The 23,545-nt window shown below is 42.6% G+C and carries 22 protein-coding genes and 1 pseudogene; 7 read left to right on the top strand and 16 right to left on the bottom strand.

Annotated elements, in window-relative coordinates:
* Positions 1-25: 25 nt before the first annotated feature.
* The 5 genes from BP27_RS0106985 to BP27_RS0106965 all read left to right on the top strand — a co-directional run bounded on the left by BP27_RS0106985 (position 26) and on the right by BP27_RS0106965 (position 4,648).
* Complete coding sequence (locus tag BP27_RS0106985) at positions 26-1,084, top strand: Fic family protein (protein WP_027850938.1); 1,059 nt, start codon at positions 26-28, stop codon at positions 1,082-1,084.
* A 169-nt stretch (positions 1,085-1,253) separates the two neighbouring features.
* Positions 1,254-2,264: a sensor domain-containing diguanylate cyclase gene (locus BP27_RS16735; RefSeq protein ID WP_051610429.1), complete on the top strand. Its 1,011-nt coding sequence runs from the start codon at positions 1,254-1,256 to the stop codon at positions 2,262-2,264.
* A gap of 140 nt (positions 2,265-2,404) precedes the next feature.
* Positions 2,405-3,154: a transporter substrate-binding domain-containing protein gene (locus tag BP27_RS0106975; protein ID WP_036239651.1), complete on the top strand. Its 750-nt coding sequence runs from the start codon at positions 2,405-2,407 to the stop codon at positions 3,152-3,154.
* Positions 3,155-3,220: 66 nt separating this feature from the next.
* Complete coding sequence (locus BP27_RS0106970; RefSeq protein WP_027850936.1) at positions 3,221-3,892, top strand: amino acid ABC transporter permease; 672 nt, start codon at positions 3,221-3,223, stop codon at positions 3,890-3,892.
* Positions 3,893-3,901: 9 nt separating this feature from the next.
* On the top strand, positions 3,902-4,648 hold the full coding sequence (locus tag BP27_RS0106965; RefSeq protein WP_027850935.1) for an amino acid ABC transporter ATP-binding protein: 747 nt from the start codon (positions 3,902-3,904) through the stop codon (positions 4,646-4,648).
* Here the strand turns inward: BP27_RS0106965 and BP27_RS16730 are convergent.
* Complete coding sequence (locus BP27_RS16730; protein ID WP_211251296.1) at positions 4,645-7,269, bottom strand: bifunctional diguanylate cyclase/phosphodiesterase; 2,625 nt, start codon at positions 7,267-7,269, stop codon at positions 4,645-4,647. The genes BP27_RS0106965 and BP27_RS16730 overlap by 4 nt on opposite strands.
* An 80-nt stretch (positions 7,270-7,349) precedes the next feature.
* Between BP27_RS16730 and BP27_RS0106955 the strand changes: the two genes are divergently transcribed.
* Complete coding sequence (locus tag BP27_RS0106955; RefSeq protein ID WP_051610427.1) at positions 7,350-8,195, top strand: ABC transporter substrate-binding protein; 846 nt, start codon at positions 7,350-7,352, stop codon at positions 8,193-8,195.
* A gap of 54 nt (positions 8,196-8,249) precedes the next feature.
* Here the strand turns inward: BP27_RS0106955 and BP27_RS0106950 are convergent, their stop codons facing one another.
* The 3 genes and pseudogenes from BP27_RS0106950 to BP27_RS17385 form a co-directional block, all read right to left on the bottom strand.
* A complete protein-coding gene (locus BP27_RS0106950) occupies positions 8,250-10,142 on the bottom strand; it encodes a hypothetical protein (protein ID WP_027850933.1) in 1,893 nt (630 codons plus the stop codon).
* A 181-nt stretch (positions 10,143-10,323) separates the two neighbouring features.
* Positions 10,324-10,536, bottom strand: a complete 213-nt coding sequence (locus BP27_RS0106945) for a TM2 domain-containing protein (RefSeq protein ID WP_027850932.1) — start codon at positions 10,534-10,536, stop codon at positions 10,324-10,326.
* 129 nt (positions 10,537-10,665) lie between these two features.
* Positions 10,666-10,815 (bottom strand): annotated as a pseudogene (locus tag BP27_RS17385) (YebC/PmpR family DNA-binding transcriptional regulator); the annotation flags it as partial.
* Positions 10,816-11,239: 424 nt separating this feature from the next.
* Between BP27_RS17385 and BP27_RS0106935 the strand changes: the two are divergent.
* On the top strand, positions 11,240-12,226 hold the full coding sequence (locus BP27_RS0106935; RefSeq protein ID WP_027850931.1) for a diaminopimelate dehydrogenase: 987 nt from the start codon (positions 11,240-11,242) through the stop codon (positions 12,224-12,226).
* A 1-nt stretch (position 12,227) separates the two neighbouring features.
* Here the strand turns inward: BP27_RS0106935 and der are convergent, their stop codons facing one another.
* From der to iscR, 12 genes are all read right to left on the bottom strand, one after another.
* Positions 12,228-13,730 carry a ribosome biogenesis GTPase Der gene (gene der / locus BP27_RS0106930; protein ID WP_027850930.1) on the bottom strand — a complete coding sequence of 501 codons (1,503 nt, stop codon included), beginning with the start codon at positions 13,728-13,730 and terminating at the stop codon, positions 12,228-12,230.
* A 5-nt stretch (positions 13,731-13,735) separates the two neighbouring features.
* Complete coding sequence (gene bamB, locus BP27_RS15545; protein WP_036239649.1) at positions 13,736-14,914, bottom strand: outer membrane protein assembly factor BamB; 1,179 nt, start codon at positions 14,912-14,914, stop codon at positions 13,736-13,738.
* On the bottom strand, positions 14,914-15,558 hold the full coding sequence (locus tag BP27_RS0106920; protein ID WP_027850929.1) for a YfgM family protein: 645 nt from the start codon (positions 15,556-15,558) through the stop codon (positions 14,914-14,916). The genes bamB and BP27_RS0106920 overlap by 1 nt, the downstream gene beginning before the upstream one ends.
* Before the next feature lie 55 nt (positions 15,559-15,613).
* The gene (gene hisS / locus BP27_RS0106915) at positions 15,614-16,900 is read right to left on the bottom strand and encodes a histidine--tRNA ligase (RefSeq protein ID WP_027850928.1); all 1,287 of its coding nucleotides are present in this window, start codon (positions 16,898-16,900) and stop codon (positions 15,614-15,616) included.
* 13 nt (positions 16,901-16,913) lie between these two features.
* Complete coding sequence (gene ispG, locus BP27_RS0106910; RefSeq protein ID WP_027850927.1) at positions 16,914-18,026, bottom strand: flavodoxin-dependent (E)-4-hydroxy-3-methylbut-2-enyl-diphosphate synthase; 1,113 nt, start codon at positions 18,024-18,026, stop codon at positions 16,914-16,916.
* Positions 18,027-18,050: 24 nt separating this feature from the next.
* Positions 18,051-19,040 (bottom strand): RodZ domain-containing protein, encoded by a 990-nt coding sequence (locus BP27_RS0106905; RefSeq protein WP_027850926.1) that lies wholly within the window; start codon positions 19,038-19,040, stop codon positions 18,051-18,053.
* Between the two features lie 39 nt (positions 19,041-19,079).
* Positions 19,080-19,781, bottom strand: a complete 702-nt coding sequence (locus BP27_RS15540; RefSeq protein ID WP_051610426.1) for a tetratricopeptide repeat protein — start codon at positions 19,779-19,781, stop codon at positions 19,080-19,082.
* A 13-nt stretch (positions 19,782-19,794) separates the two neighbouring features.
* Positions 19,795-20,964: a dual-specificity RNA methyltransferase RlmN gene (rlmN, locus tag BP27_RS0106895; RefSeq protein WP_051610425.1), complete on the bottom strand. Its 1,170-nt coding sequence runs from the start codon at positions 20,962-20,964 to the stop codon at positions 19,795-19,797.
* Between the two features lie 94 nt (positions 20,965-21,058).
* Positions 21,059-21,487, bottom strand: coding sequence for a nucleoside-diphosphate kinase (gene ndk / locus BP27_RS0106890; protein ID WP_027850924.1), 429 nt, complete (start codon positions 21,485-21,487; stop codon positions 21,059-21,061).
* 38 nt (positions 21,488-21,525) lie between these two features.
* The gene (locus BP27_RS0106885; RefSeq protein ID WP_027850923.1) at positions 21,526-21,849 is read right to left on the bottom strand and encodes a HesB/IscA family protein; all 324 of its coding nucleotides are present in this window, start codon (positions 21,847-21,849) and stop codon (positions 21,526-21,528) included.
* A gap of 42 nt (positions 21,850-21,891) precedes the next feature.
* Entirely contained in the window at positions 21,892-23,040 is a 1,149-nt protein-coding gene (locus BP27_RS0106880) for an aminotransferase class V-fold PLP-dependent enzyme (protein WP_027850922.1), read from the bottom strand.
* 13 nt (positions 23,041-23,053) lie between these two features.
* Positions 23,054-23,521 (bottom strand): Fe-S cluster assembly transcriptional regulator IscR, encoded by a 468-nt coding sequence (gene iscR, locus BP27_RS0106875; RefSeq protein ID WP_027850921.1) that lies wholly within the window; start codon positions 23,519-23,521, stop codon positions 23,054-23,056.
* Between the last annotated feature and the right edge of the window lie 24 nt (positions 23,522-23,545).

Here is a 23,545-nt window from a genome sequence, read left to right as displayed (position 1 = left end):
CATTTTACAGTAGTTAGAAAACACCATGAGTAAATACGCGCCGCCCTTAACCATTACAGCCAAAATGTTAAACCTAATCGCTTCTATAAGCGAGCAGTTAGGGCGTGTTGCTGAGCGTGAAAACCAAGCTCAGACACTAGGATTACGCCGCGCAAATAAAATCCGCACTATTCAAGGATCGTTAGCTATTGAAGGTAACAGTTTAAGTGTTGATCAAATAACCGCTGTTCTAGAAGGCAAACCTGTTATTGCTCCTCCACGGGAAGTGCTAGAAGTAAAAAATGCTCTAGCCGTTTACGAAAAGTTTGATAAGTACAACCCTCAAAGCGAAGCTGACTTATTAGAAGCTCATCAAGTATTAATGTTAGGCCTGGTAGACGAACTAGGTAACTATAGAAGTGGTGGCGTTGGCGTTATGAGCGGTTCGCAAGTAGTACACCTAGCACCTCCTGCAAACCAAGTGCCGCGACTAATGGCTGATTTATTTGCTTGGCTGAAAGCTACCGACCACCATCCACTCATAGCTAGTGCAGTCTTTCACTATGAATTTGAGTTTATTCATCCTTTTGCCGATGGCAATGGTCGTATGGGGCGGCTCTGGCAAAGTCTAATTTTAGCTAAGTGGAATCCACTCTTTGCCAACTTACCTATTGAGTCTTTAGTTTTTGCGTACCAAGCAGGATACTATCGCGCCATTTCTGCTAGCACCGAGCAAACTGACAGCGCTCCTTTTGTGGAGTTTATGCTGGGTATTATTGCTGAAACATTAAGCTCTCAAATTTCAGAAGCATTAACACCAACCGATAAACAAGCACTCAGCCAACGGCTAGAGTCACAGCTAGAGTTACGGCTAGAGTCAGCATTGGCAGCTAAAATTATGCTGCTCTTGCAAAATGAGCCACTTAGCAAGTCTGAACTGGCAAGTTTGTTAGGGCATAAGAGTGTATCCGGTGAATTAAATAAACAAGTGAAAGCCCTGCTTAATCTTGCTTATATTGAAATGACCATCCCTGACAAGCCCAGCAGCCGGCTACAAAAGTACCGTCTAAGCAAAGTAAGCGTAACAACAACCCCACCAATTTAAACCTTTTAGCGGGGTTTAAATTCTTCATTCTCATAACCTTGGCTGCAAACTACACATCACCACCCTCTAATACCACATTCCTATAGGTAGTTATTAGCAAATTGTTTATACTGATTACACTCAGATACAGTGAGAATATAAGCACACTTATCTATAACAGGGATTGCTTATGGACAACAATATTAAGCTGGTAACGAACTCAGCTCTGCTGTGGGTTAATCTATTAGTGCTAGTGGCTATTTTTGTGGCCCTAATTTACTTAATAAAATATTACCGCACCAGGCTTAGAGGCCAAGCACTTTTGTTAAAAAGCCTACAAGATGACTCTAACGCTTTTCGTTACCTTATTGAAACAGCGCATGAGGGTATTGCCGTAGTACAAGATACCAAGCTGGCATACATTAACCCCAGAATGTGTCAAATGAGTGGCTATAACGAAAAAGAACTCCTAGCCTTAGCATCTTTTTTACCGCTTATTCACCCTTCAGCAAGGGATGCAATGCTAGCTAACTATAAGCGCCGTTTGGCAGGTGAAAAAGCACCACAACGCTATGAAAGTTTATTCTTACGGAAGAACGGTAATAGCTACCCTATTGAAATAAGTGGGGTATCAATAGTTTGGCAAGGTAGATCAGCAACACTGAACATGCTCACCGATATTTCTTACCGTAAGTCGCTGGAAAAAAAGATGCAGCAGCTAGCACATCACGACAGCCTAACCGGCCTACTCAATCGAACAGCATTAAATGAATGCTTAGAGCAGGCAGTCGCTCAGGCTAAAGAAAAGAACACCTCTTTTACTCTACTGTTTTTTGATCTCAATAAATTTAAAGAAGTGAACGACACCTATGGTCACGGGGTGGGCGATAGTTTATTGCAGCAAGTAACTGAGCGCCTTAAACCCCTCTTTAGAGACTCAGATACCTTTGCACGCCTGGGTGGCGATGAGTTTGTTGTGCTGCTAACACAGGTTAACAACAAGCAAAATTTAGAACAAAGCATGGAACGTATTAATGCAGCTATGCAACCACCTTTTCATATTCAAGGCCATGAAATAACCAGTCATTTAAGTCAAGGAGCGGCAACTTTTCCAGAAGATGGAACCACAGCCAAAGACCTACTAAGCCATGCAGATAAAAATATGTATGCAAATAAAAGAACCTACTACGAGAGCCACTAGCAGGCTTTTAAGATTAAGCCTTTAACCTGCTGCTCCTTCATAGTATCTTACTCGCACGACTGTTTCGGCAGATTCTTAAAAATAACAAAGTAGAGAACTTAAGCTACCCCTTAGCTAAGCGCCTCTAAAAAGGAGCTAACATGCCTACCCAATGGATAAAAACCCTCGGTTTAGGTCTTGCATTTACCTTTGCTACTACCCTGGCGAATGCCGCCACCTTAAAAGCATTAACCGACCCTAGCTTTGTGCCCTTTGAAATGATGGACCCAGCCAGTGGTGAAATGATAGGTTTCGATATGGATATTCTAGCCGAAGTTGCTAAGCGTGCAGGCTTTGAATACGACCTTAAAACCATGGATTTCAACGGTATTATTCCTGCCCTACAAACCCGCAATACTGATATCGCCTTAGCGGGTATTACTATCACCAAAGAGCGTGAAAAAATAGTCGACTTTTCAGACCCCTACTATGACTCTGGCTTACGCATTTTGGTTCGCTCTAATAACGACCAGGTCGAAACCATTCAAGACCTTAAAGGTAAAAAAGTAGGGACTAAAATTGGTAGCACCAGTTATAATTTCTTGGTTCAAGAATTAGGTGAAGATAACTCGGTAACGCCTTATCCTGGCAGTTCAGATATGTACATGGCGTTAATGTCTGGTGCTATAGATGCGGTTTTTTATGATGCACCTAATGTGGGTTACTTTTCTAGCACCAAAGGTAAAGGCCGCACCAAGGTAACTGGCCCTTTATATGAAGGTCAGCAGTATGGTATAGCCTTAGTGAGCGGTAGCCCTTGGGTTAAAAAAGTGAATAAAGCTTTAGCAGGAATGAAAGCCGATGGCACTTACAAAACCATTTATGAAAAATGGTTTGGCACTATGCCCTAACTTAAAGCCAACACAATTAAGGCCGGTTAATCCGGCCTTTTCTTATCATTAACGGAGCCGACTCACGTGGATAACCAGTTCCAATTTGACTGGCAAGCAGCATACAATTCTGTTCCTTTTCTTTTAAAAGGCCTGCCTTACACCCTAATGATTTCTTTTGGTGGTTTAATTGTAGGGTTTTTATTGGGCATTTTGTTTGGCCTACTTAGCTTAAATAAAAAGTGGTATTTACGTTGGCCAGCTACGGCTTATATAGAAATTTTTCGTGGCACGCCTATTTTAGTTCAAGTGCTGTTTATCTTTTATGGTTTACCCGATTTAATCGGCGCACCCATAGACCCAGTCACAGCAGCCATTATTGCCATAGCCGTTAACTCGGGTGCTTATATTTCTGAAGTAGTGCGCGGTGGTGTGCAGTCTATTGCTAAAGGTCAGCAAGAGGCAGGTGTTTCACTGGGCTTAACTAAAGTACAAACTTTTTGGTATATCACCTGGCCACAAGCCTTTCGGCGTATGATTCCACCCCTAGGCAACCAGGCCATTGTTAGCATTAAAGACACTTCCTTATTTTCAGTTATAGGCGTTGGTGAATTGGTTCGTCAGGGGCAGGTTTATATAGCTAATACTTTTACTGCCTTTGAGGTTTACTTTGCGGTAGCACTTATTTATTTAGCCATCACCCTGTCGCTTTCAATTTTATTAAGAATTTACGAACACCGCAGCCAGTCTGCCGCTTAAGGGTTAATCATGTCTTACATTGTTAATATGCAAAAACTTAACAAGCACTTTGGGCAGCTGCATGTGCTTAAAGATATCGACTTACAAGTAACTCAAGGTGAAGTGCTGGTTATTATTGGTGCTAGTGGGTCGGGTAAATCCACTTTAATTCGCTGCATTAATGGCTTAGAAGATTTTGATGCCGGCCAACTAGAAGTTGATTCCTTTAAGCTAGAACCTAAAGGCAAAAGTCAGCAGTCACTGAATAGCATACGTAAAGAAGTTGGCATGGTGTTCCAGCAGTTTAATTTGTTTCCTCACTTAACGGTGCAACGCAATATTATGCTGGCACCATTAAAAGTAAGAAATAAAAGCACTCAAGATGCAGCTAAGCTAGCAGACAAACTCTTAGCAAGAGTTGGCATTGCTAACCAGGCACACAAACACCCAGAGCAGCTTTCTGGTGGGCAGCAGCAGCGGGTAGCTATTGCCAGAGCTTTAGCAATGGAACCTCGCTTAATGCTGTTTGATGAACCCACCTCTGCGCTAGACCCTGAAATGGTGGGTGAGGTTTTAGATGTAATGCGTGGCTTAGCAAAAGAGGGTATGACCATGCTAGTCGTTACCCATGAAATGGGCTTTGCGCGTGAAGTAGCCGACCGAGTTATTTATATTCACGAAGGCTGCATTGTTGAACAAGGCACACCAGAAGAAATTTTTGATAATGCACAAAATGAACGTACCCAAGCTTTTCTTTCAAGGGTATTGTCGAATTAGTCACTAGCACCTTGCTCTAAAAACTGCTCAAAATCGTCAGCCATTAAAGGCTTAGAAAAGTAATAGCCTTGAATGTAGTCGCAATCTAGCGCCTTAAGAAAAGCGAGCTGTTCTGGGCTGTCTACACCTTCTGCTACGGTTTCTAGCTTTAAGCTATGCGCCAAGGCGATAGTGGCGCGAATAATGTGTTCATCTGAATCTTTCTCACCTATACCAATAATAAAGCTACGGTCTATTTTTAAATGGTCGGCATCTATGGCTTTTAAGTAGCTCATTGAGGAATAGCCCGTACCAAAATCATCAATAGATAAGGCAATGCCCGCTTTTTTTAACTGTTTAAGGTTATCCATTACCTTGTCTGAATTAGTCATTAGCGTGGTTTCTGTTATTTCTACACAGAGTTGCTCAGCAGGAATAGCATGGTCATTCATCATGCTTAACATCCGCTCTGCCAGGGCATCTCTAGCTAGCTGAACAGCCGAAATATTCATGGATATTTTACCAAACTCAATACCACGTTTATTCCATTCAGCCATCTGCTGAAACAGGTTTCTCATTAACCAAATTCCAATTTCAATAATTTGACCTGTTTCTTCTGCTAAGGCAATAAACTCAAAGGGCGAAACCCACTCGTCTTTGGTAACTTCCCAACGCATCAAAGCTTCAGCACCATAAACTTCATGATTAGTGGTATTTACCTGGGGTTGATAACGCAAGCTAAAGGCAGTATCAGACTTAATGGCTACTTCTAATTGCTGCTGAAGGTAAACACGCCTTTTAATAAGTGCATCCATTGTTTCATCAAAAAAGCGATAAGTGTTTTTACCTGCATGTTTGGCACGGTACATAGCCATATCTGCTTGACGCAGCATTTGTGAAGCATCAGAAAGGTTTACGTCACCAGTAGCAACACCCACGCTACAGGTAATATTGAAAGTGGCACCGCCATAGTGAAAGGGCTTAGTGACCACCCTAACAACCTTGCTGGCATAGTTAGAGAGCTTCTTTTTACTGGCGACATTTTTAACTAGAATTGCAAACTCATCGCCACCCAAGCGTGCCAAAAGATGTTTTTCTTTTATTAAGCTTTGCAGGTTAGACGTGGTGTGAATAAGTAAGGCATCACCTGCTTCGTGCCCCATGGTATCGTTAATGTCCTTGAAGCGATCTAAATCGATAAACAAAACAGCTATTTCTGATTTCTGGTCAGAATAGATAAATATCTGGTTTAAGTGTCGCTCAAAATAACGGCGATTAGGCAGGTCAGTTAAGGAGTCATGATCAGCCAGGTAGAGGGCTTTTTCTTCAGCATGTTTACGGGCCGTTATATCTTCATGCACAGCAATAAAATGCTCAATATTATTTTTATCATCTAAAATAGGCGTTACTGTTTGATCAACCACTAGGGTTTGACCTTTTTTATGCCGATTAATCAGCTCTCCTCGCCAGCTTTCACCAGCAAGAATGGTTTCCCATAAGTCTTTATAAAACTCTTTAGACTGATGGCCAGACTTTAAAACCCTGGGGTTTTTACCTTTTACTTCTTCAAAGGTATAACCCGTTAAATCCGTAAAGGCATTGTTTGTCCAATGAATATCGCCTTTTTTGTCGGTAATCACTATGGCATTAGCTGCACTTCTAATAGCAGTACTCAGTAGGTGTATGTCCCCCTGCACTAGCCTACGTTTTTCTTGTAGCACCACTATAACCAGAGCAACAAAGATGGTGAAAAAAGAAATAACGATTAAAAATATGCGAATCATTTTTTCATCATGCCGCCAAGAGGCAAGCGCCTGTTCTTCATCGGCCACTAAAACTAAAATTAATGGCAGCAAAGAAGTAGAACGGTAACTAACTAGGTAATTAACTTCATCAATGGAAGCACGATACTGCCCCCAGCTTTTTTGCTTAACTTGATCTAACACTTTCGCTGGGTTGGGTTCAATTTTACTGGCTATTAAAAGCCGCTCACCATCATAGCGGTACAAATGAATATTAGCGGCAAAGGAATCAGTGATTGCTGAAAAAAGGTTGTAATAGTATTGAGGATTAATTGAAGCCACCAACAGACTTAATAACTGCCCTTGCTCATTTCTTACGGGTACACAAAAAGGTAGGTAGCTGTGTTTTGAATCTTCTGCGTAAGGATCATCGGGGTAACGACCTTTTTTTGGTGTTTCAATAATAAACTCAGTCAAAGGCTCGTTTTGAAGGCTTGTCACACAAGGGTAATCTAGCTTGCTAGCCAGGCCAGAGGTTGCCGAAGCAATAACACTACCTTCTGAATCAAGTAAATCGATTGCTCTTAACTGAGGAGAAATACGCAGTTGGTCAGCCAATAAATGGTTTATTGCTTTACTCGACTCTAATTGCTGCAGACTTTCGGCAATTGTCTGCATGCTGCTATTCACTGATTGAAAAGAACGAATAACTGTATCTTCAAGCGCATGTAATAAAACGGCATTACTTGTATTTTGTTCGGCAAGGCTTCGTTCTACACCTCGCTGCGCAGTATGTTGCAGGACTAACCAAAAGCAAAACACAATAAAAAATGCGGTAAGAAACACACCTTTTTGGCGTAAAGCAGCATTTTTTATTAAAACATATATATTAGGTAGCACAGGTATAATTGATTCCATAAAAACAGCAAAAAATTAGGTTTTATCTTAACATCTATCAAGGTTTCAAGCAGAGGTATTCCATGAAGCAGCAAGAAAAACATAGCTTTAGTCTAACCAAGCCATTATTAATTCTAGTCTATAGCTTGGTATTTTTTCTTCTAGGTAGTTCTTTTATTCCTGTGTCGGCTTTTGCTATGTCAGCAAGAGAGAAAAACATCAAAGAAGCTGGCAAGCTGCGGGTGTGTATATGGCCCGACTATTTTTCTATTACTTATAAAAATAAAAAAACGGGTGAACTTGAAGGTATAGATATAGACCTTTCGCGAGCCTTCGCAAGTGACCTAGGTGTAGAGCTGGAATACGTTGCTACCCACTTTGGAGTTTTTATGCAAGACATTCAAGCGGACCGCTGTGACCTAGCAATGTTTGGCGTGGGTATTACCGAAGCTCGCAAAGCCCACATAGATTACACAGAACCCTATTTAAGCAGTGGCATGTATGGCGTTGCCAGCAAAGCTAACCCTTATTTAGATAGTTGGGAAGCCATGGACCAAACAGGTGTAGTGGTAGTGGTTCAAAAGGGTACTTACATGGAAGGCGTTATGCGTGGAAGGCTAAAAAATGCTGAGCTAATGGCTGTTATTAAAAATAGCCAACGTGAAATAGAAGTGCGCTCTGGCCGAGCCGATGTGTTTATAGCTGACTACCCTTATGGGCAAAAAATGCTGCAGGTTTACGACTGGGCAAAACTGTTAACCCCTGAAGAAGCCACTACGCATATTCAATACGCCTACGCTATAAAAAAAGATCAGCCAGAGTGGCTAGAAAGAGTTAACACCTTTGTACAGGCTATTAAAACCGACGGTCGTCTTGAGAAGTATGCAAAAGAAAACAACCTACTGCCAATAGCGTTAACTGAGCCTTAGTTTATGATAGCTTTAGAACTAACCTGGTCATTTAAATGACCAGGTTAGTTGGTATTAAGACTGTGCTTCTGAGCTTAAATCTTCTGCTCCCTCTGAAACAACTGCTTCAACATCTTCAATACGCTCAACAGATTCATCAGCTAGGCTAACTAAGCTAGCGCTTCCGCCCTGCTTACTAATTTGATTCATTTGCTGAACATTCTGAATACTATCTTGATCAGATTTATTGCGAATACCTGCAATTGTTTCTCTGCTGCCTAGGAAGCCTTTCATTTCACCTAGAATTTCTTGCAGCTCTGATTCATTAGCATGCATGTTAAGAACAATACGCGGCATCTCAAGATTAAGTGCACCAGGAATTGCATAAGTTGAAGTTGTAATACGTGAGCTAAGAATCAAAGGCGTTATCGATGATTTAACAACAGTATTCTCTGATTTTGTAGAGTCATGGATTGCAGCACCAGTTGATACTTTACTCTCCATGAAAGTACCCTCTGCTTTAAATGACAACAACAAACTATTGAACTGTAACTCAGCCCACATCAAGTGACTGATCTGATTTAGCAGTCTTCCAGCTGAAGCAAATGTCCTCCAACTAAATAGTAAGGTCACAATTATTGCGCCAGAAGATAAAACAAGAGTAGCCAAGCTAAAAACATCATTATTCTCTGTGTTGATAACAGCTAATAAATGGTTAGAAACAGTATAAAATAGCCACATGCCTAATAGCGCACTAACAACAGTAAGAATTTGTGCGCCCAATGTGCTAAAGAAACGTATTTTTCTGAATAATGGTGAGTAGTGAAAAGGCTTATACTCTGGTTGAGTTTCAATAAGCAGTTCACCCTTAAAAGCACCCTTACCTTGGCTTTGCTCATTAAGTGTAGGTTTTAGTGCTTTATATAAACGGTTGGGTGTATCTTTATAACGACGATTCCCCATAATTATATTATCAACATTAATAAACAATTCGTTAGGGTGAACTTGTTCCTGTAAATTATCACGGTACTCACTTACCTCAGTGACAGGGTTAGCTAATTTAAGCCTTTCCCTAACCATAACAAATGTTGGTACCATAACAATTAATGCAGCAACAAGTAAAAGAACTAGATTCAAACCTGCACTATAACCACCCATAGTAACTATTAAAGTAATAGTCTCAGTGTCAAAATTTGTAACTATATAATTTTCGTAAACAAATCCAATCAATGTTGGAACAACTATTGCAGAAGCGACTAGCATGCTCAAACCTTTTGCAGTTTTTGCATGCAGCTCTTTATTATTTTTAGAGCTAATATTTCGACTTGCATTACGCCAAATTAAAATTAGGTAAATAACCAGAAAAATAGACATAAAAGAAATAATCACATCACCCGCGTCGCCAGCAAGACCTGTTGCTGTAATAAAAAAGGCAAGCCCAAAAGCTAGTAGAGCAACAATTGATGAGGCTAGTACAGAAAAAATTTCTTGAACGATATTTCTTAACTGATAGGGTGCAAAAATTAGTCGAGGAATCAACGTATGAACCATTCTAGCTAACCAACCCTGTGGTTCTTGGTAGGTTAAGTTTTTACGAGCCATTAACATCGATTCAAGGTTGTCACTTGTATAAACAAGAGATCCACGACTAGATTCTGCCTTCGAGTTATCTTGTTCTGTTGGGCTAAAGTTTTGAGCTAGAGATGAAGGTGCTGAACGTCCCACATAAAACCGGAAAGCCTTTAAGCCACCTTTTGCTATAGTGCTAAAACCTAAGAATAATAAAGATAAACCTAACCCTACCTGCCCCCAGGCCAATAATGGACTGGTTTCTAATGAACTTACAACATTAATAAGCGGATATACAGCTAAGGCTGCAATAATAAATCCCGCTAGCAGTTGAATTTTACCTTCAATTTTAAATGGATTTGATATTTCTAGTTTTTGGCTGCCGTAATCAAAGGCCATGATACTTAAACTCCTATTATAGAATATTACTGGTTAATTCTGCGCTATGAGAACTTCAAAATTGAAATAAACTTTGAAAAAATAAAATTTTTAGGTTTTTTAAAACAAAAAACCCCATATACGGGTAGCTTATAACAAATAACACTCATGACAGCAATTATTAAATTTTATTTATTAAAAGCTAAGTCCACTGAGTTATTTTATTGTTTTCTTTGTCACTAAACTTACCAAGAGCAATCATAATCACATCGATCAAAGTCCAAATACCTAGACTACCCAAAGTCAAAAGCATTGAAACACTAGCTCCAGTTTTACCAACGTAAAACCTATGAATGCCCAAACCACCTAAAAACAGTGCCATTAAAAATACTGGTAGTGTTTTTTTGTCACTCATGTCCTGCTCCTTGCTTTTATTAAAACAAATGGTTTTGAATTATTATTTATTTTATGCTGCATGTCAATTTAATTAAATTATTAATTCTTTATCCATGAACCAGATCACAGTACGTGATACTTCATCACATTAGATTTGCTTATAAATATAAAAAACCGAACTTTTGCTCCCTAATTTGGCTTTGCATTTGGTAAAAATAACACGAACATCACCAAAAGTACGGCTGGCGTTATAAGTTAAGGCGCTAACAAGAACCAAGCAACCGCCTAGAGCAATGCCTTCATATAACGAGGGTTGAAAATCTTCACCTCACCCCACCACCTTTGGCTTTATCGATTGCTTTACTAAGCACGTGAGAAGTTACTTAGTCTTTCTTGGTGCGCTCTATTAAGCTACGCAAGTTAGGTTAGCTGTAGGATCAACCACTCCACTTATAGCAGCCATATATACTTCTCGGCCATAGCATGAATAGACCTTAGTTTTAGTGGCGACCGTTTCGACCATGGAAGCTTTACGATTCTGAAATGCGCGACCCATAAGAAATGACTTCTAGTAGTTAGTAGATAAAAACTCGTCGATTGTAACTCCAGAATAGCGCTCTGTCATAGGTGCTTATCACTTAATTACTCATTTACTGTTAAACTGTTTTGCGAGTGCAATAACTTGTACTACCAATCAGTTTTAATCAGTAAGGAAAATCTTTATGTCGAACAAAATTAAAGTGGCAATTGCCGGTTACGGTAATTTGGGGCGGGGTGTTGAATCTGCGCTTGCGCAAAACCCAGACATGCAGTTAGTCGGTGTTTTTAGCCGCCGCGACCCTGTAACTGTTGAGCTTCTCAATAAAGACGTGCCTGTTTATGCCATGGCCGATATTGAGCAGTTTCAAGACCAGGTTGACGTAATGATTCTCTGTGGTGGTTCTCGCTCAGACTTACCCGAGCAAGGCCCTTATTTAGCCCAGTTCTTTAATACCGTGGATAGCTTTGATACTCATGCCAAAGTAAATGAGCATTTTGCTGCCCTAGACGCACCCGCTAAAAAAGCAGGCAAACTAGCTTTGCTTTCAGTCGGTTGGGATCCAGGTCTTTTCTCTTTAAATCGCATGTTTGGCGAAACCATTTTGTCAGAAGGTGAAACCTATACTTTCTGGGGCAAGGGTTTAAGCCAAGGGCATTCCGATGCGGTGCGTCGTGTGGAAGGTGTTAAGTCGGGTGTTCAATATACCCTCCCCTCAGAAGCAGCAATTGAGCGTGTTCGTGCGGGTGAACAACCTGAGTTAACTACGCGTGAAAAGCATATACGCCAATGCTTTATTGTTTTAGATGAGGGTGCCGATGCTGAAACGGTACGCACCAGCATAGTCACTATGCCCGATTATTTTGCTGACTATGACACCGAAGTGAATTTTATAGATCAAGCTACCTTTGAAAAAGACCATAGCAGTATGCCGCATGGTGGCTTTGTTATTCGTAGTGGTGTTACCGGTAGTGGTAACAAGCAAACCATAGAATATTCTTTAGCTTTAGGTAGTAACCCTGAATTTACAGCCAGTGTATTGGTTGCTTATGCAAGGGCTGTACACAAGCTAGCTGGCCTTGGTGAAGTGGGTGCAAAAACCGTGCTTGATGTACCGCCCGGCTTGCTTTCACCTAAAGACCCAGCTCAGCTGCGTTTAGATTTACTCTAAGTTATTTGCGCTTACGCTTACGGTCTGCACGTGCTTCTTTAGTCATTTTTAACTGCCTGGCTTTAGAAGCCTCACGACTATCTAGCTTTTCGGTAGCATAAGGGTTCTCACCGCTTCGGAATTCAAACCTTAGCGGTGTTCCCGTTACTTTTAATACCTTACGAAAGGTATTCATTAGGTAGCGTTTATAGCTGGTGGTTAAAGCAGCGGTTTGATTACCATGCACCACTATAATGGGTGGGTTTAAGCCACCCTGGTGAGCGTAGCGTAATTTAATGCGTCGACCATGAATCATGGGTGGCTGGTGTTCGCTAACCACATCTTGCAGCAGAGTAGTTAAACGGTTAGTAGACCAATGGCTGGTAGCAGACTTATAGGCTTTTTCTACCGAGCGGAATAGCTCACCAACACCTGTACCGTGCAGGGCAGAAATATAATGTACGTCTGCATAGTCAACAAATTCTAAACGGCGGTCGATGTCTTTTTTAATTTGATCACGCTTTTCTTGGTCTAGGTTATCCCACTTATTAACGGCAATAACTAGAGCCCGACCCGACTCTAAAACAAAACTGAGCAGGTGCAAGTCTTGTTCAACTAAACCTGTTTGACCATCAATCACCACCACAGCCACATTACATTCTTTTATGGCTTGTAGGGTTTTTACTATGGAGAATTTTTCGGCTATTTCGGTGACGTTTTTACGCCGTCTAATACCAGCAGTATCTACCAGTGTATAGGGCTTACCTTTGCGCTCAAAAAGAATGGTAATCGCATCTCGCGTAGTGCCGGGCAGGTCAAAAACTATCACCCGTTCTTCGCCTAGAATACGGTTAACCAAAGTCGACTTACCCACATTCGGGCGGCCGATAATACCAAACTTTAATTGTCGGTCAGCATGTTCTTGGGCTTCTTGCTCAAGCGCTGCGTCTTGTTCTTCAGGTGTAGGTTCATCTAGGTTCACCTCACCCCAAACGGGTTCTTTAGGCCCTAAATCTTCTTCATCCCTAGGGCCGAGCAAGTTATCTAACAGCTGGGTAATCATGGTGCTAACACCACGGTTATGCACAGCCGCAATCATAAAGGGTTCAGTGTTCATGCCTAAGGCATAAAACTCAGCTGCATGACTAAAAGCGTCTAATCCATCGGTTTTATTAACCACCAGGAATGCTTTTTTATTATGCTCACGCAGGTACTTGGCAATCATTTCATCGGCTGCTGTCATGCCAGAACGTGCATCAACAATAAACAAAACTAGGTCTGCTTCGTCTATAGCCAGCAGCGAATGACGCGCCATTTCGGCATCTATGCCTTCTTCGTCACCACTAATACCGCCAGTGTCGATAACAATATACGGACGACCGCCCACCTTACCTTCACCATACTGGCGATCTCGGGTAAGCCCAGGAAAGTCTGCAACTAAAGCATCGCGGCTACGAGTTAAACGATTAAAAAGGGTAGATTTGCCAACGTTAGGTCGGCCAACTAAAGCAATTACAGGAGTCATGGTGTTTATTTCTTAAGGGTGAAAAGCCCAAGGCGGCCACGAATAGAGTGTACCAGCAAGCGGTTGTTATTCACTATTGGCAGGGCGCGAATACCGTCTAAGTCAAAGCCTTTGCGGCCTGTTACTTCGCCAGTTTTAGGGTCTAACAGGTGTAAATAACCCTGATAATCTGCAACCACTAGACTGTTTTCTAGTATCACAGGCTCGGTTAACTCACGACCATAAAGGGCATCTTGTGTCCAAAGACTTGTGCCACTGTATAAATCTAAGGCATGAATACGGCTAGCTTCATCTACAACAAATACTTGGTTATTTAAAACAGCGGGGGCATGGTAACTAGAAAGGTCACGGCTCCAGCGACTACGCCCGGTAAAAGGGTCAAGTGCATGAGTTTGCCCTTGGTAGCTATTCACTAACAGCAGACCTTGTGCTTCTTTTGCCTGACCACGAACATCGACCAAACGCTCTATATCTGTTCTGCCTGAAGGCTGGGCTATACGGCTTTGCCAACGTACCTGACCATTGTTATTGTCGATGGCTACCAGCTTGCCATTGGCTAAGCCGGTAAAGCTTTGCAAACTAGTTAAACTAGGGGTAGAAGAACCTCGCAAACTCAGTGAAGGCATTACACTAGCGTAAGTCCATAGCTGGCGACCTGTCACTGTATCTAAAGCAGTTAACTGACCATCGGCAGCTAAAACAACCAATAAGTTATCTTTTACTTGAGCGGGTGTTAAGGCTTCACTAGAAAGTTTAACTTGCCAGTTAGTGTTACCTGTACGTGCATCAAGAGATAAGAGTTCACCATTTTGAGTGGCAAGGTAAAGGTTACCATCAGCCAGTGTTAAGCCAGCACTCACACCTTGATCTAACTCTTGTGACCAAAGCAAATCTGACTTAAAGAAACCACTAATGGATAGATCAAAAGCCTGCACTAAGCCTTGGGCATCGGCAGCAACTAAAAGGTCGCCATCTAAGGCAGGCATTAATTCATAGCCGCGCCAGCGTTCACCATAGCCTGAATGGTCTTTCCACTCGCTAACTAGTTGTTGTTTACCCGTGGTTTTGGGTAAATCTGCTGGCGGGTATTGAGGTTCGGGTAAGCTGCTACAACCGGCTAAAAGTAAAGCTAGGCCAAGACTAGCCCCTTTAACTAGGCTTTTTTTTAAAAGGGCTTTAGGCATTAAGCGTCCTCTTGGGCTGCTAGCGAATCTAGCTTCATTTCAACCAAGGGGGTTGAATCACCCGTTGCACGGCTAGCATCTAAAGCGCGTTGATAAGCTTCTCTTGCTTGTAGTGCATCGCCTTTTAGCATGAGTAGGTCGCCACGCAAAGATTGAAAATCTGCAGTAAAACCACCTGCATCGGCAACATCGAGCAAGCTTAAAGCTTCTTCAACTTTTTCTTGCGAGTTTAAAATTCTTGCCAAGCGTAAACGTACCACCAACTCGATGGCATCTACCTTGGTATTTTCTAGCGCACCACGCAAGTGAGCTTGGGCTTCATCTAGGGCATCACGCTCTACGGCTAAACGAGCCGCAAACAAACGTGCGTAATCAGAATAAACGCTGCCTTCAAATTCACTGGTTAAACGATTAATAAGCTCATCAGCTTGTTGCTGACGCTGATCGCCTGAATCACTTAAAACCACTTGGTTTAGTTCTGTGTAAAGTTGTGAGGCGCTCTCAGCTTGGCTTAACTGGTAACTTTCCCAACCTTTCCAACCACCAACACCGGCTACAGCAACCACCACACCTACAACCAGTGATTTACCGTTTTTATTCCACCACTCTTTTAGTGATTCTAGTTGTTCTTCTTCGCTATGCATAAATAAGCCTATTAGATGGTTTTTATCTGCAAAATGTGGGCTATCTTAACTTAGCTCAGCGGCTTTGCAAATACTGGTGTAAAAATCCGGCCAAGTCGCTTAGCGTTACTTCACTTTGCTCTTGGTCTTCTCTTAAATACTTAACACTGGCTATGCCTTGAGCTATTTCATTTTCTCCTAACAAAATAGCTACCTGAGCGCCTGATCTATCAGCACGTTTTATCTGCTGCTTAAACCCACCGCCACCGCAGTGAGTTAAAATTCTTAAACTAGGCTGCTCACTGCGTAAGCGCTCGGCTAGCAATAAGGCATAAGCATCTGCCCCTTCACCCGATGCGGCTAAATAAATATCTAGCTGCTGGCTTATTTCTGCAGGAAAAACATCCAAGGTTTCTAGCAAAAGAATTAAGCGCTCAACACCCATAGCAAAACCCACGGCAGGTGTTGCTTTACCACCGAGTTGTTCTACCAGTGCGTCATAACGTCCACCTGCACAAACCGTGCCTTGTGAGCCCAGTGCAGTGGTTGTCCATTCAAATACAGTTTTGCTGTAGTAGTCTAAGCCGCGTACTAACATTGGGTTAAGTTTATAGGCAACGCCTGCGGCATCTAAAAACTGGCAAAGGCCGGTAAAATGTTGCCGACTTTCGTCATCTAGGTAGCTTTCAAATAAAGGTGCATTTTCTAGAATTTTTTGGGTGGCAGCAGATTTAGAATCTAAAACTCTAAGCGGGTTAGTGCTTAAACGTCTTTGGCTATCTTCATCTAGTTCGTTATAAAAGCCTTCAAGGTAGCTGGTTAGTGCTTGGCGATATTCTGCTCTTGCTGCTGAACTACCTAGGGTATTTAACTCTAGGGTAAGGTGTTCAAGAATGCCTAGCTCACGCCATAAACGTACCGTTAATAAAATAAGCTCTGCATCTATGTCTGGGCCTTTTAAGCCAAAGGTTTCAACACCAATTTGATGAAACTGGCGATAACGACCTTTTTGTGGGCGCTCATGGCGAAACATAGGGCCTTGATACCAAAGGCGCTGCTGCTGATTATAAAGCAGGCCATGTTCTTCAGCAGCACGTACACAGCCAGCAGTACCTTCTGGACGCAGGGTTAGGCTGTCTCCGTTACGGTCTTCAAAGGTGTACATTTCTTTTTCGACTATATCGGTTACTTCGCCTATAGAGCGTTTAAATAGTGCCGTTTGCTCAACTATTGGCATACGAATTTCTTGATAGCCATAGCGAGTTAAAAGACTACTGACGGTTTTTTCTAAATACTGCCAGCGTGGACTTGCTTCTGGAAGCAGGTCGTTCATACCACGAATCGCTTGTATCTTTTTTGCCACGAAATAAATCCTATTAACTGCGTGCTAAAAGTTGGTCTAAGGTTGCTTGCTTTGCTGCGGCTTTTTCACGAATCATCACTTCTAACTGGTCAACCAAGTTGTCGCTGGTTAATTTGCTGGCCGGCTTACCATCTATGTAAATAAGGTGTTGAGGTTCGCCACCCGTTAAACCTAAGTCTGCTTCTCGCGCTTCGCCTGGGCCATTCACCACACAGCCAATAATCGCAACATCTAGGGGAGTCATTAAATCTTCAACGCGGGTTTCTAGCGCGTTCATGGTGGCAACTACATCAAAGTTTTGTCTTGAACAGCTAGGGCAGGCAATAAAATTAACGCCTTTGGTGCGTAGGCGCAGGCTTTTCAGTAGGTCAAAACCTACTTTCACTTCTTCTACCGGGTCTGCGGCTAAAGAAATACGTAGCGTATCGCCTATGCCTTCCATCAATAAAATGCCTAAGCCAACCGATGATTTAACAGTACCTGAGCGTAAACCACCTGCTTCGGTAATACCTAAATGCAGGGGCTGTTCAATTTGCTTTGCTAACTGACGATAGGCTTCAACTGCCATAAATACATCAGAGGCTTTTACACTGACTTTGTATTCTTGAAAATCTAAACGGTCTAAATAATCGACATGGCGCAGGGCAGATTCAACCAAGGCTGCTGGGGTCGGTTCACCGTATTTTTTCTGTAGGTCTTTTTCTAACGAGCCAGCATTCACGCCTATGCGTATAGAAATGCCTTTATCTTTAGCGGCAGCGACAACTTCTCTAACTCTATCCTCTCTACCGATATTGCCTGGATTAATTCGTAAACAATCAACACCTAGCTCAGCAGTACGCAGGGCGATTTTATAATCGAAATGAATATCTGCAATTAGTGGGGTGTTAACCAGCTTACGAATTTGCCCAAATGCTTCGGCTGCTTCCATACTCGGTACAGAGACACGGACCAGATCAACACCGGCCTTTTCCATTTTTTGTATTTGCGACACAGTCGCAGCAACATCACAGGTTTCGGTATTAGTCATGCTTTGTACACTTATAGGGGCATCGCCACCTACAAGTAAAGGACCAACATTAATTTGACGTGACTGACGGCGCTTAATTGTGGAAAGATGCTGCATGGTAGGTATTAAAACTCTTAGGAATTATTCAACGCGAATAGATGCATAACCGTTAGGGCGAATGCGTGAGGAAAAATCAAAGGCTTGCCCTTGGTAAAACACCTGGGCTGCTTCACCAAAGCCAAACACCATACGAAAAGGTGGCTCACCTTCTAACAAGACTTGTTCTCCAGGCTGCATCAGTGCGGCATGTAAAATACTGCCCTCATTATCCCTCACTTCTACCCAGCATTCACCCTGAAAGCTTAATGCCACTAGTTTATCGTTTCCTAGGGTGGCAGCAGCAGGGTCGCCCACTAGGGCTTTAGCTGCGGCTATTGGCTTGGAGCTAGCAGTTGGTTTGGGTTTTTCAGCTTCTGGCTTAACAACCTTGGCTACTTCTGCAGGCTGCTTAGCCTGCACTGGTGGTTCACTTGTAACGGTGCTTTCAGCTATAGCTTCTTCGGTTGGCTGTGTTTCTACTGTTTCAGCGGCAGGTGTTACCACTTCTTCAACACTAACCGGGGCAACTATGGTATTACCATCAAGTGTGTCTACTTGCACATCTTGTTCACCCACACTTGGCATAGGCTCAACCGAGCGACTTTGCCACCAAACAATAATAACCGCGATCAGCGCCACAAGAATTAGCAAGCTAAACAGCTTAAAAAACAAGCTATTGGTAGTTTTTTCTGGCTTCATTACTTCTACAGTTTGCTGAGTTTCTTGCACTGCTAACTCAGGGTGGTGCATAGCAAAGCAGTGCATCACCTCATCGGCATCTATACCAAGAAAACGCGCATAGGCTCTTAAATAGCCTTTAATAAAAGTAACGCTATGTAAGGGTGCAAATTCTTCATTTTCTAGCGCAGGTACATAAACTGGTAGAAAGTTAAGTTTTTTGGCTACTTCAAGTTGCGTTAAACCTTTAGCTTCGCGTGCTTTTTTTAGCAGCTCACCTGGGCGGCTGCAATCAATTTCAACAGGCTTTTCTGTTTCTGTTGGCTGTTGATCTTCCGTTTGCTGTTCTGTCATAGTCTGTGAAATCCTCGTTACCAGGATTTTCCTGTTTTTTTATTTAGAGTCACTTAACAAGCTGTTGATATAGCGTAGTTCTTTTTGATTGCGGGTATTTTGCACCACAATCAGTGCTTGTTTAAGTGTCGCTTCGTCATTAATTTTTGCATCTCTTAAAACAAACCAATGCTGCTCGGCCTGCTGCCACTCCTGTTGCTTGCTACGTAATTCTAATAAAGCTCGGTGAGACGGTATAAAAGTTGAATCTAAAACCAAAGCCTGTTGAAAGTAACCTATGGCTTTGTTTGTTTGCTCTAGCTTTACTAAAACATAACCTAAATTAGCAAAAATTGAGATTCTGTCTGAATAGTAAATATCTTTACTGGCTATTTCTAGCTGTTTCCTAGCGTCATCATAGCGACTCTGGTTGAATAAAAAAGCTGCGTAATTGTTTCTAACAGCCGTTTCATTACCTTTAGTTTGTAACGCTTTTTTAAAATACTTTTCAGATAAATCAAATTCACCCTGTTGCTGTAAGGCTAGCGCAGTACCGTGTAAAGCTTCTGAGTAAGATGAGCGAACCTTTAAGGCTTTTTGGAAATTGAGTAAACCTCTACTCACCTGCCCTTGGTTTAAATAACCCATCCCTAGCTTAGTATAAGCCTCTGCTTGCTGGTCACGGTCAACCTTTTCCCAAGGTGCTTGAGATGCACAGCCTGATACTAGTATAAATAATAGTGCTATTGCAAAGCGCTGCATCACTTCAAGCCTTTTAAACAGATGGGTGTTGCTCAGGGTCAACTTGCTGAACTTGAATCAGTGACTGCTCGGCATACCTTGCACTACGGCGTGTTTTATCTTGCACCCGCCCCACTAACTGCCCACAAGCTGCATCTATATCATCACCCCTAGTGGTGCGTATGGGTGCTGAATAACCTTGTTCATGTAAGCAGGCTTGAAAACGCATGACCTGATTACGAGATGGACGTTGATAATCTGAACCAGGGAAAGGATTAAAAGGTATCAGGTTAATTTTGCAAGGCAGCTGTTTCAACAAAGCGGCTAGTTTTGTAGCGTGTTCTAGCTGATCGTTCACTCCCGCTATAAGCGTGTACTCAATGGTAATATCACGCGAATCACCGCATTTTTTTAAATAACGCTTACAAGCATCTAACAGCTCATGTATTGGGTATTTGCGGTTAATGGGAACTAGCTCATTGCGTAACTCATCGGTAGGAGCGTGCAGTGAAATAGCTAAAGACACATCCACTTCATCACCTAGCTGGTCTATTTGTGGCACTAGACCAGAGGTAGACAGGGTAACTCTGCGCTTAGACAAACCATAGCCATTATCGTCTAGCATAATTTTCATGGCATCAACGGCAGGGCGGTAATTCATTAAAGGTTCGCCCATACCCATCATGACCACGTTAGTCACAGGGCGGTTTTTGGTATCTTTACGCGGCCCAAATGATTTTTGTGCTACCCAAACTTGACCAATAATTTCTGCTGGGGTTAGGTTACGCTGAAAACCTTGTTTGCCCGTTGAACAAAAAGAGCAATCCAGTGAACAACCTACTTGTGAAGAAACACACAGGGTACGGCGGTTATCTCCCACAGGAATAAGTACAGCTTCAACGTGGCTACCAGTACCAACTTCTAATACCCATTTGCGGGTTCCGTCGGTAGAAATATCTTCTAACACTACTTTTGGTGGTTTAATTTCCGCACAGGCTAAAAGTTTTTCTCTTAAGCCTTTGCTTAGGTCAGTCATCTGTTCAAAGCTATCTGCACCCTTGTGGTGCATCCACTTCATTATTTGTGCAGCACGAAACTTTTTTTCGCCAAGGCCTTCAACAAAAAAAGCCTCTAGCTCGGGCAAGGTTTTGCCCAGCAAGTTTACTTTTTCTGTTACGGGTTGAGCTGCATTATTCGATGCCATGAGAGGTGACCTGTCGCTGACTGTTAAAACACCAAAGGGTAGGCACTTTATTCATGCCTACCCTTTGCTTAATACTTACTTATCAACCTAGCAATTAACCGCGTGGGCAAATTTCGCTAGTTTCAAAGAAGTAAGCAATTTCGCGTGCTGCAGATTCTGCTGAGTCTGAACCGTGTACAGCGTTAGCATCTATCGAGCTAGCAAAGTCTGCACGAATAGTGCCAGCATCAGCTTCTTTAGGGTTGGTAGCACCCATTAGCTCACGGTTTTTAAGAATAGCATTTTCGCCTTCTAATACTTGAACAACAACCGGGCCAGAAGTCATAAAGCCAACCAGGTCTTTATAGAAAGGACGCTCTTTATGCTCAGCATAAAAACCACCTGCTTTAGCGTCGTCTAGCTGTAACATTTTAGCAGCAACAATTTGCAAACCCGCTTTTTCAAAACGCGCCATAATTTCGCCAATCGCATTTTTACCTACTGCATCGGGCTTAATAATAGATAGCGTACGTTCAACAGCCATGTAATTCTCCAGTGATATTAAAAAGTTAAGTTGGCAGATTATACGCTGAAGCTTTCGCCACAACCACACTCGTCTTTAACCAAGGGGTTATTAAACTTAAAATAACTATTCACCCCCTCTGTAACGTAATCCACCTCTGTGCCATCGAGTATAGATAGGTTTTCTTTATCTACGATTACTTTAACGCCATGCTCTTCAAAAACAGCATCATTGGCTTCGACTTTATCGGCAAAATCTAAAACGTAAGCATAACCAGAGCAGCCGCTAGGCTTAACCTTTACTCTTAAGCCTTCGCCTTCACCTCGGTCTTTTAAGCAGCGCGTTACATGCTCGGCAGCTGCTGATGTAATGGATATCGACATTTTGACCTCCAGATCACTTTTAAGTGCTCTCTTTATTTAAGCCTAGGCATTTTTTAAACGCTCTAAGGCTTGATTTAACTGCTGACCCGCAAGCTTGGCTTGCGCTAAGGTCAGGTAACGACCAAAACTAAAACGTACAGAACTCAGTGCCACCTCACGGTTTAAACCTAAGGCAACCAGCACATAAGAAGGATCAATACTGGCAGCGTTGCAGGCAGAACCAGTAGAAACGGCCAAGTTGGGTAAGGCCATCATTAGGGTTTCTGCTTCTAAGCTAGGAAAAGCCAAGTTCACTATGCCTGGCCAATTACTGGCATTATTTGCAGTTTGCACAAATAAACTAGGGTTAAGCTGCTGTAAAAAAGTCGCTCGACATTCAACAAGGTGCTGCTTATCAGCCTGCATTTGCTCTTTAGCCAACTCAGCCGCTAAACCTATACCCACTAGCTGATGGGTAGGTAAAGTTCCAGAACGCATACCACGCTCATGGCCGCCACCATGAATAATGGCTTCCAGGTGAACCGCTGGCTGACGACGTACATAGAGTGCGCCAACCCCTTTAGGACCATAAAACTTATGCCCACTCAGCGACAACAAATCAACTTGCAGCTGGTTAACGTCTATCGGCAACTTGCCAGCCGCTTGAGCAGCGTCTACATGCAATAGGGCTGAATGGTTTTTGAGTAGCTCGCCTATTTCAGCAATAGGGTTCACCGTACCTAGCTCGTTATTCACCAGCATTAAAGACACCATTAAAGTGTCGGGTGTTAACGCTTCTTTAACCTGTTCAACACTTATTTGCCCTTGGCTATTTGGCTTTAAACGAGTAACCGAATAACCTTCTTTTTCTAACCAAGAGCAGGTATCTAAAACGGCTTTGTGCTCTATAGCTGAGGTAATAATGTGCCTACCCTTGTCTGGGTTAGCTCTAGCGGCGCCAATAATGGCTAGGTTATTGGCTTCGGTTGCGCCGGAAGTCCAAACAATTTCGCGCACATCAGCGCCTAACAAATTGGCAACCTGCTGACGCGCTTTTTCTACCGCCTGCTCTGCTTGCCAGCCCGCCAAATGTGAACGCGAAGCAGGGTTAGCAAAGCAGCCATCCAGTGTAAGGTGCTTAGCCATTAACTCAGCAACCTCGGGTGCGACCGGCGTGGTTGCTGCATAGTCTAAATAAATAAAAGATTGCATTTTAGGCAAGGGGTTACACTGCGGTTAGTTGAATTTCATTGTTAGCAAGGTTTGCGGCAGCTTTTTTAGAACGCTCTAACTGCTCTTTTGTGACCAGCTCGGCAAGGGTGATATTGCTTAAAAACTGGTGTATTTGATCAGACAAATCACACCAAAGGTTGTGCGTTAAACATTTACTACCCTGCAAACAATCGCCTTTACCACCACAGCGGGTAGCATCAACCGACTCGTTTACCGCATCTATAACAGAAGCAACACAAATAGACTCTGGTTCATTCGCTAACCTATAACCACCACCAGGACCACGCACACTGGTCACTAGCTCGTTACGGCGCAAACGGGCAAAAAGCTGCTCTAAATAAGATAAAGATATTTCTTGGCGGCCAGATATATCAGCCAAAGACACTGGCCCTTCTTTTGCATTTAGAGCCAGGTCTAGCATAGCCGTAACCGCATAACGGCCTTTAGTGGTCAAGCGCATGACAAAATCTCCCTGACATTATTA

The sequence above is a fragment of the Marinospirillum insulare DSM 21763 genome (genome assembly GCF_000686905.1).
Taxonomy (GTDB): Bacteria; Pseudomonadota; Gammaproteobacteria; order Pseudomonadales; family Halomonadaceae; genus Marinospirillum; species Marinospirillum insulare.
Note: the sequence above shows the minus strand (reverse complement) of the source record. Positions and strands in the feature narration are given on the sequence as shown.

Coding starts and splice junctions, on each gene's coding strand:
- bamB (WP_036239649.1), bottom strand. CDS start 14,914: ATGCCTAAAGCCCTTTTAAAAAAAAGCCTAGTTAAAGGGGCTAGTCTT.
- ispG (WP_027850927.1), bottom strand. CDS start 18,026: ATGCAGCATCTTTCCACAATTAAGCGCCGTCAGTCACGTCAAATTAAT.
- BP27_RS0106885 (WP_027850923.1), bottom strand. CDS start 21,849: ATGTCGATATCCATTACATCAGCAGCTGCCGAGCATGTAACGCGCTGC.
- der (WP_027850930.1), bottom strand. CDS start 13,730: ATGACTCCTGTAATTGCTTTAGTTGGCCGACCTAACGTTGGCAAATCT.
- BP27_RS0106955 (WP_051610427.1), top strand. CDS start 7,350: ATGAAGCAGCAAGAAAAACATAGCTTTAGTCTAACCAAGCCATTATTA.
- ndk (WP_027850924.1), bottom strand. CDS start 21,487: ATGGCTGTTGAACGTACGCTATCTATTATTAAGCCCGATGCAGTAGGT.
- iscR (WP_027850921.1), bottom strand. CDS start 23,521: ATGCGCTTGACCACTAAAGGCCGTTATGCGGTTACGGCTATGCTAGAC.
- BP27_RS0106975 (WP_036239651.1), top strand. CDS start 2,405: ATGCCTACCCAATGGATAAAAACCCTCGGTTTAGGTCTTGCATTTACC.
- BP27_RS0106920 (WP_027850929.1), bottom strand. CDS start 15,558: ATGCATAGCGAAGAAGAACAACTAGAATCACTAAAAGAGTGGTGGAAT.
- BP27_RS0106905 (WP_027850926.1), bottom strand. CDS start 19,040: ATGACAGAACAGCAAACGGAAGATCAACAGCCAACAGAAACAGAAAAG.
- BP27_RS0106985 (WP_027850938.1), top strand. CDS start 26: ATGAGTAAATACGCGCCGCCCTTAACCATTACAGCCAAAATGTTAAAC.
- BP27_RS0106950 (WP_027850933.1), bottom strand. CDS start 10,142: ATGGCCTTTGATTACGGCAGCCAAAAACTAGAAATATCAAATCCATTT.
- BP27_RS0106965 (WP_027850935.1), top strand. CDS start 3,902: ATGTCTTACATTGTTAATATGCAAAAACTTAACAAGCACTTTGGGCAG.
- BP27_RS0106935 (WP_027850931.1), top strand. CDS start 11,240: ATGTCGAACAAAATTAAAGTGGCAATTGCCGGTTACGGTAATTTGGGG.
- BP27_RS0106880 (WP_027850922.1), bottom strand. CDS start 23,040: ATGCAATCTTTTATTTATTTAGACTATGCAGCAACCACGCCGGTCGCA.
- BP27_RS15540 (WP_051610426.1), bottom strand. CDS start 19,781: ATGCAGCGCTTTGCAATAGCACTATTATTTATACTAGTATCAGGCTGT.
- BP27_RS0106945 (WP_027850932.1), bottom strand. CDS start 10,536: ATGAGTGACAAAAAAACACTACCAGTATTTTTAATGGCACTGTTTTTA.
- BP27_RS16735 (WP_051610429.1), top strand. CDS start 1,254: ATGGACAACAATATTAAGCTGGTAACGAACTCAGCTCTGCTGTGGGTT.
- rlmN (WP_051610425.1), bottom strand. CDS start 20,964: ATGGCATCGAATAATGCAGCTCAACCCGTAACAGAAAAAGTAAACTTG.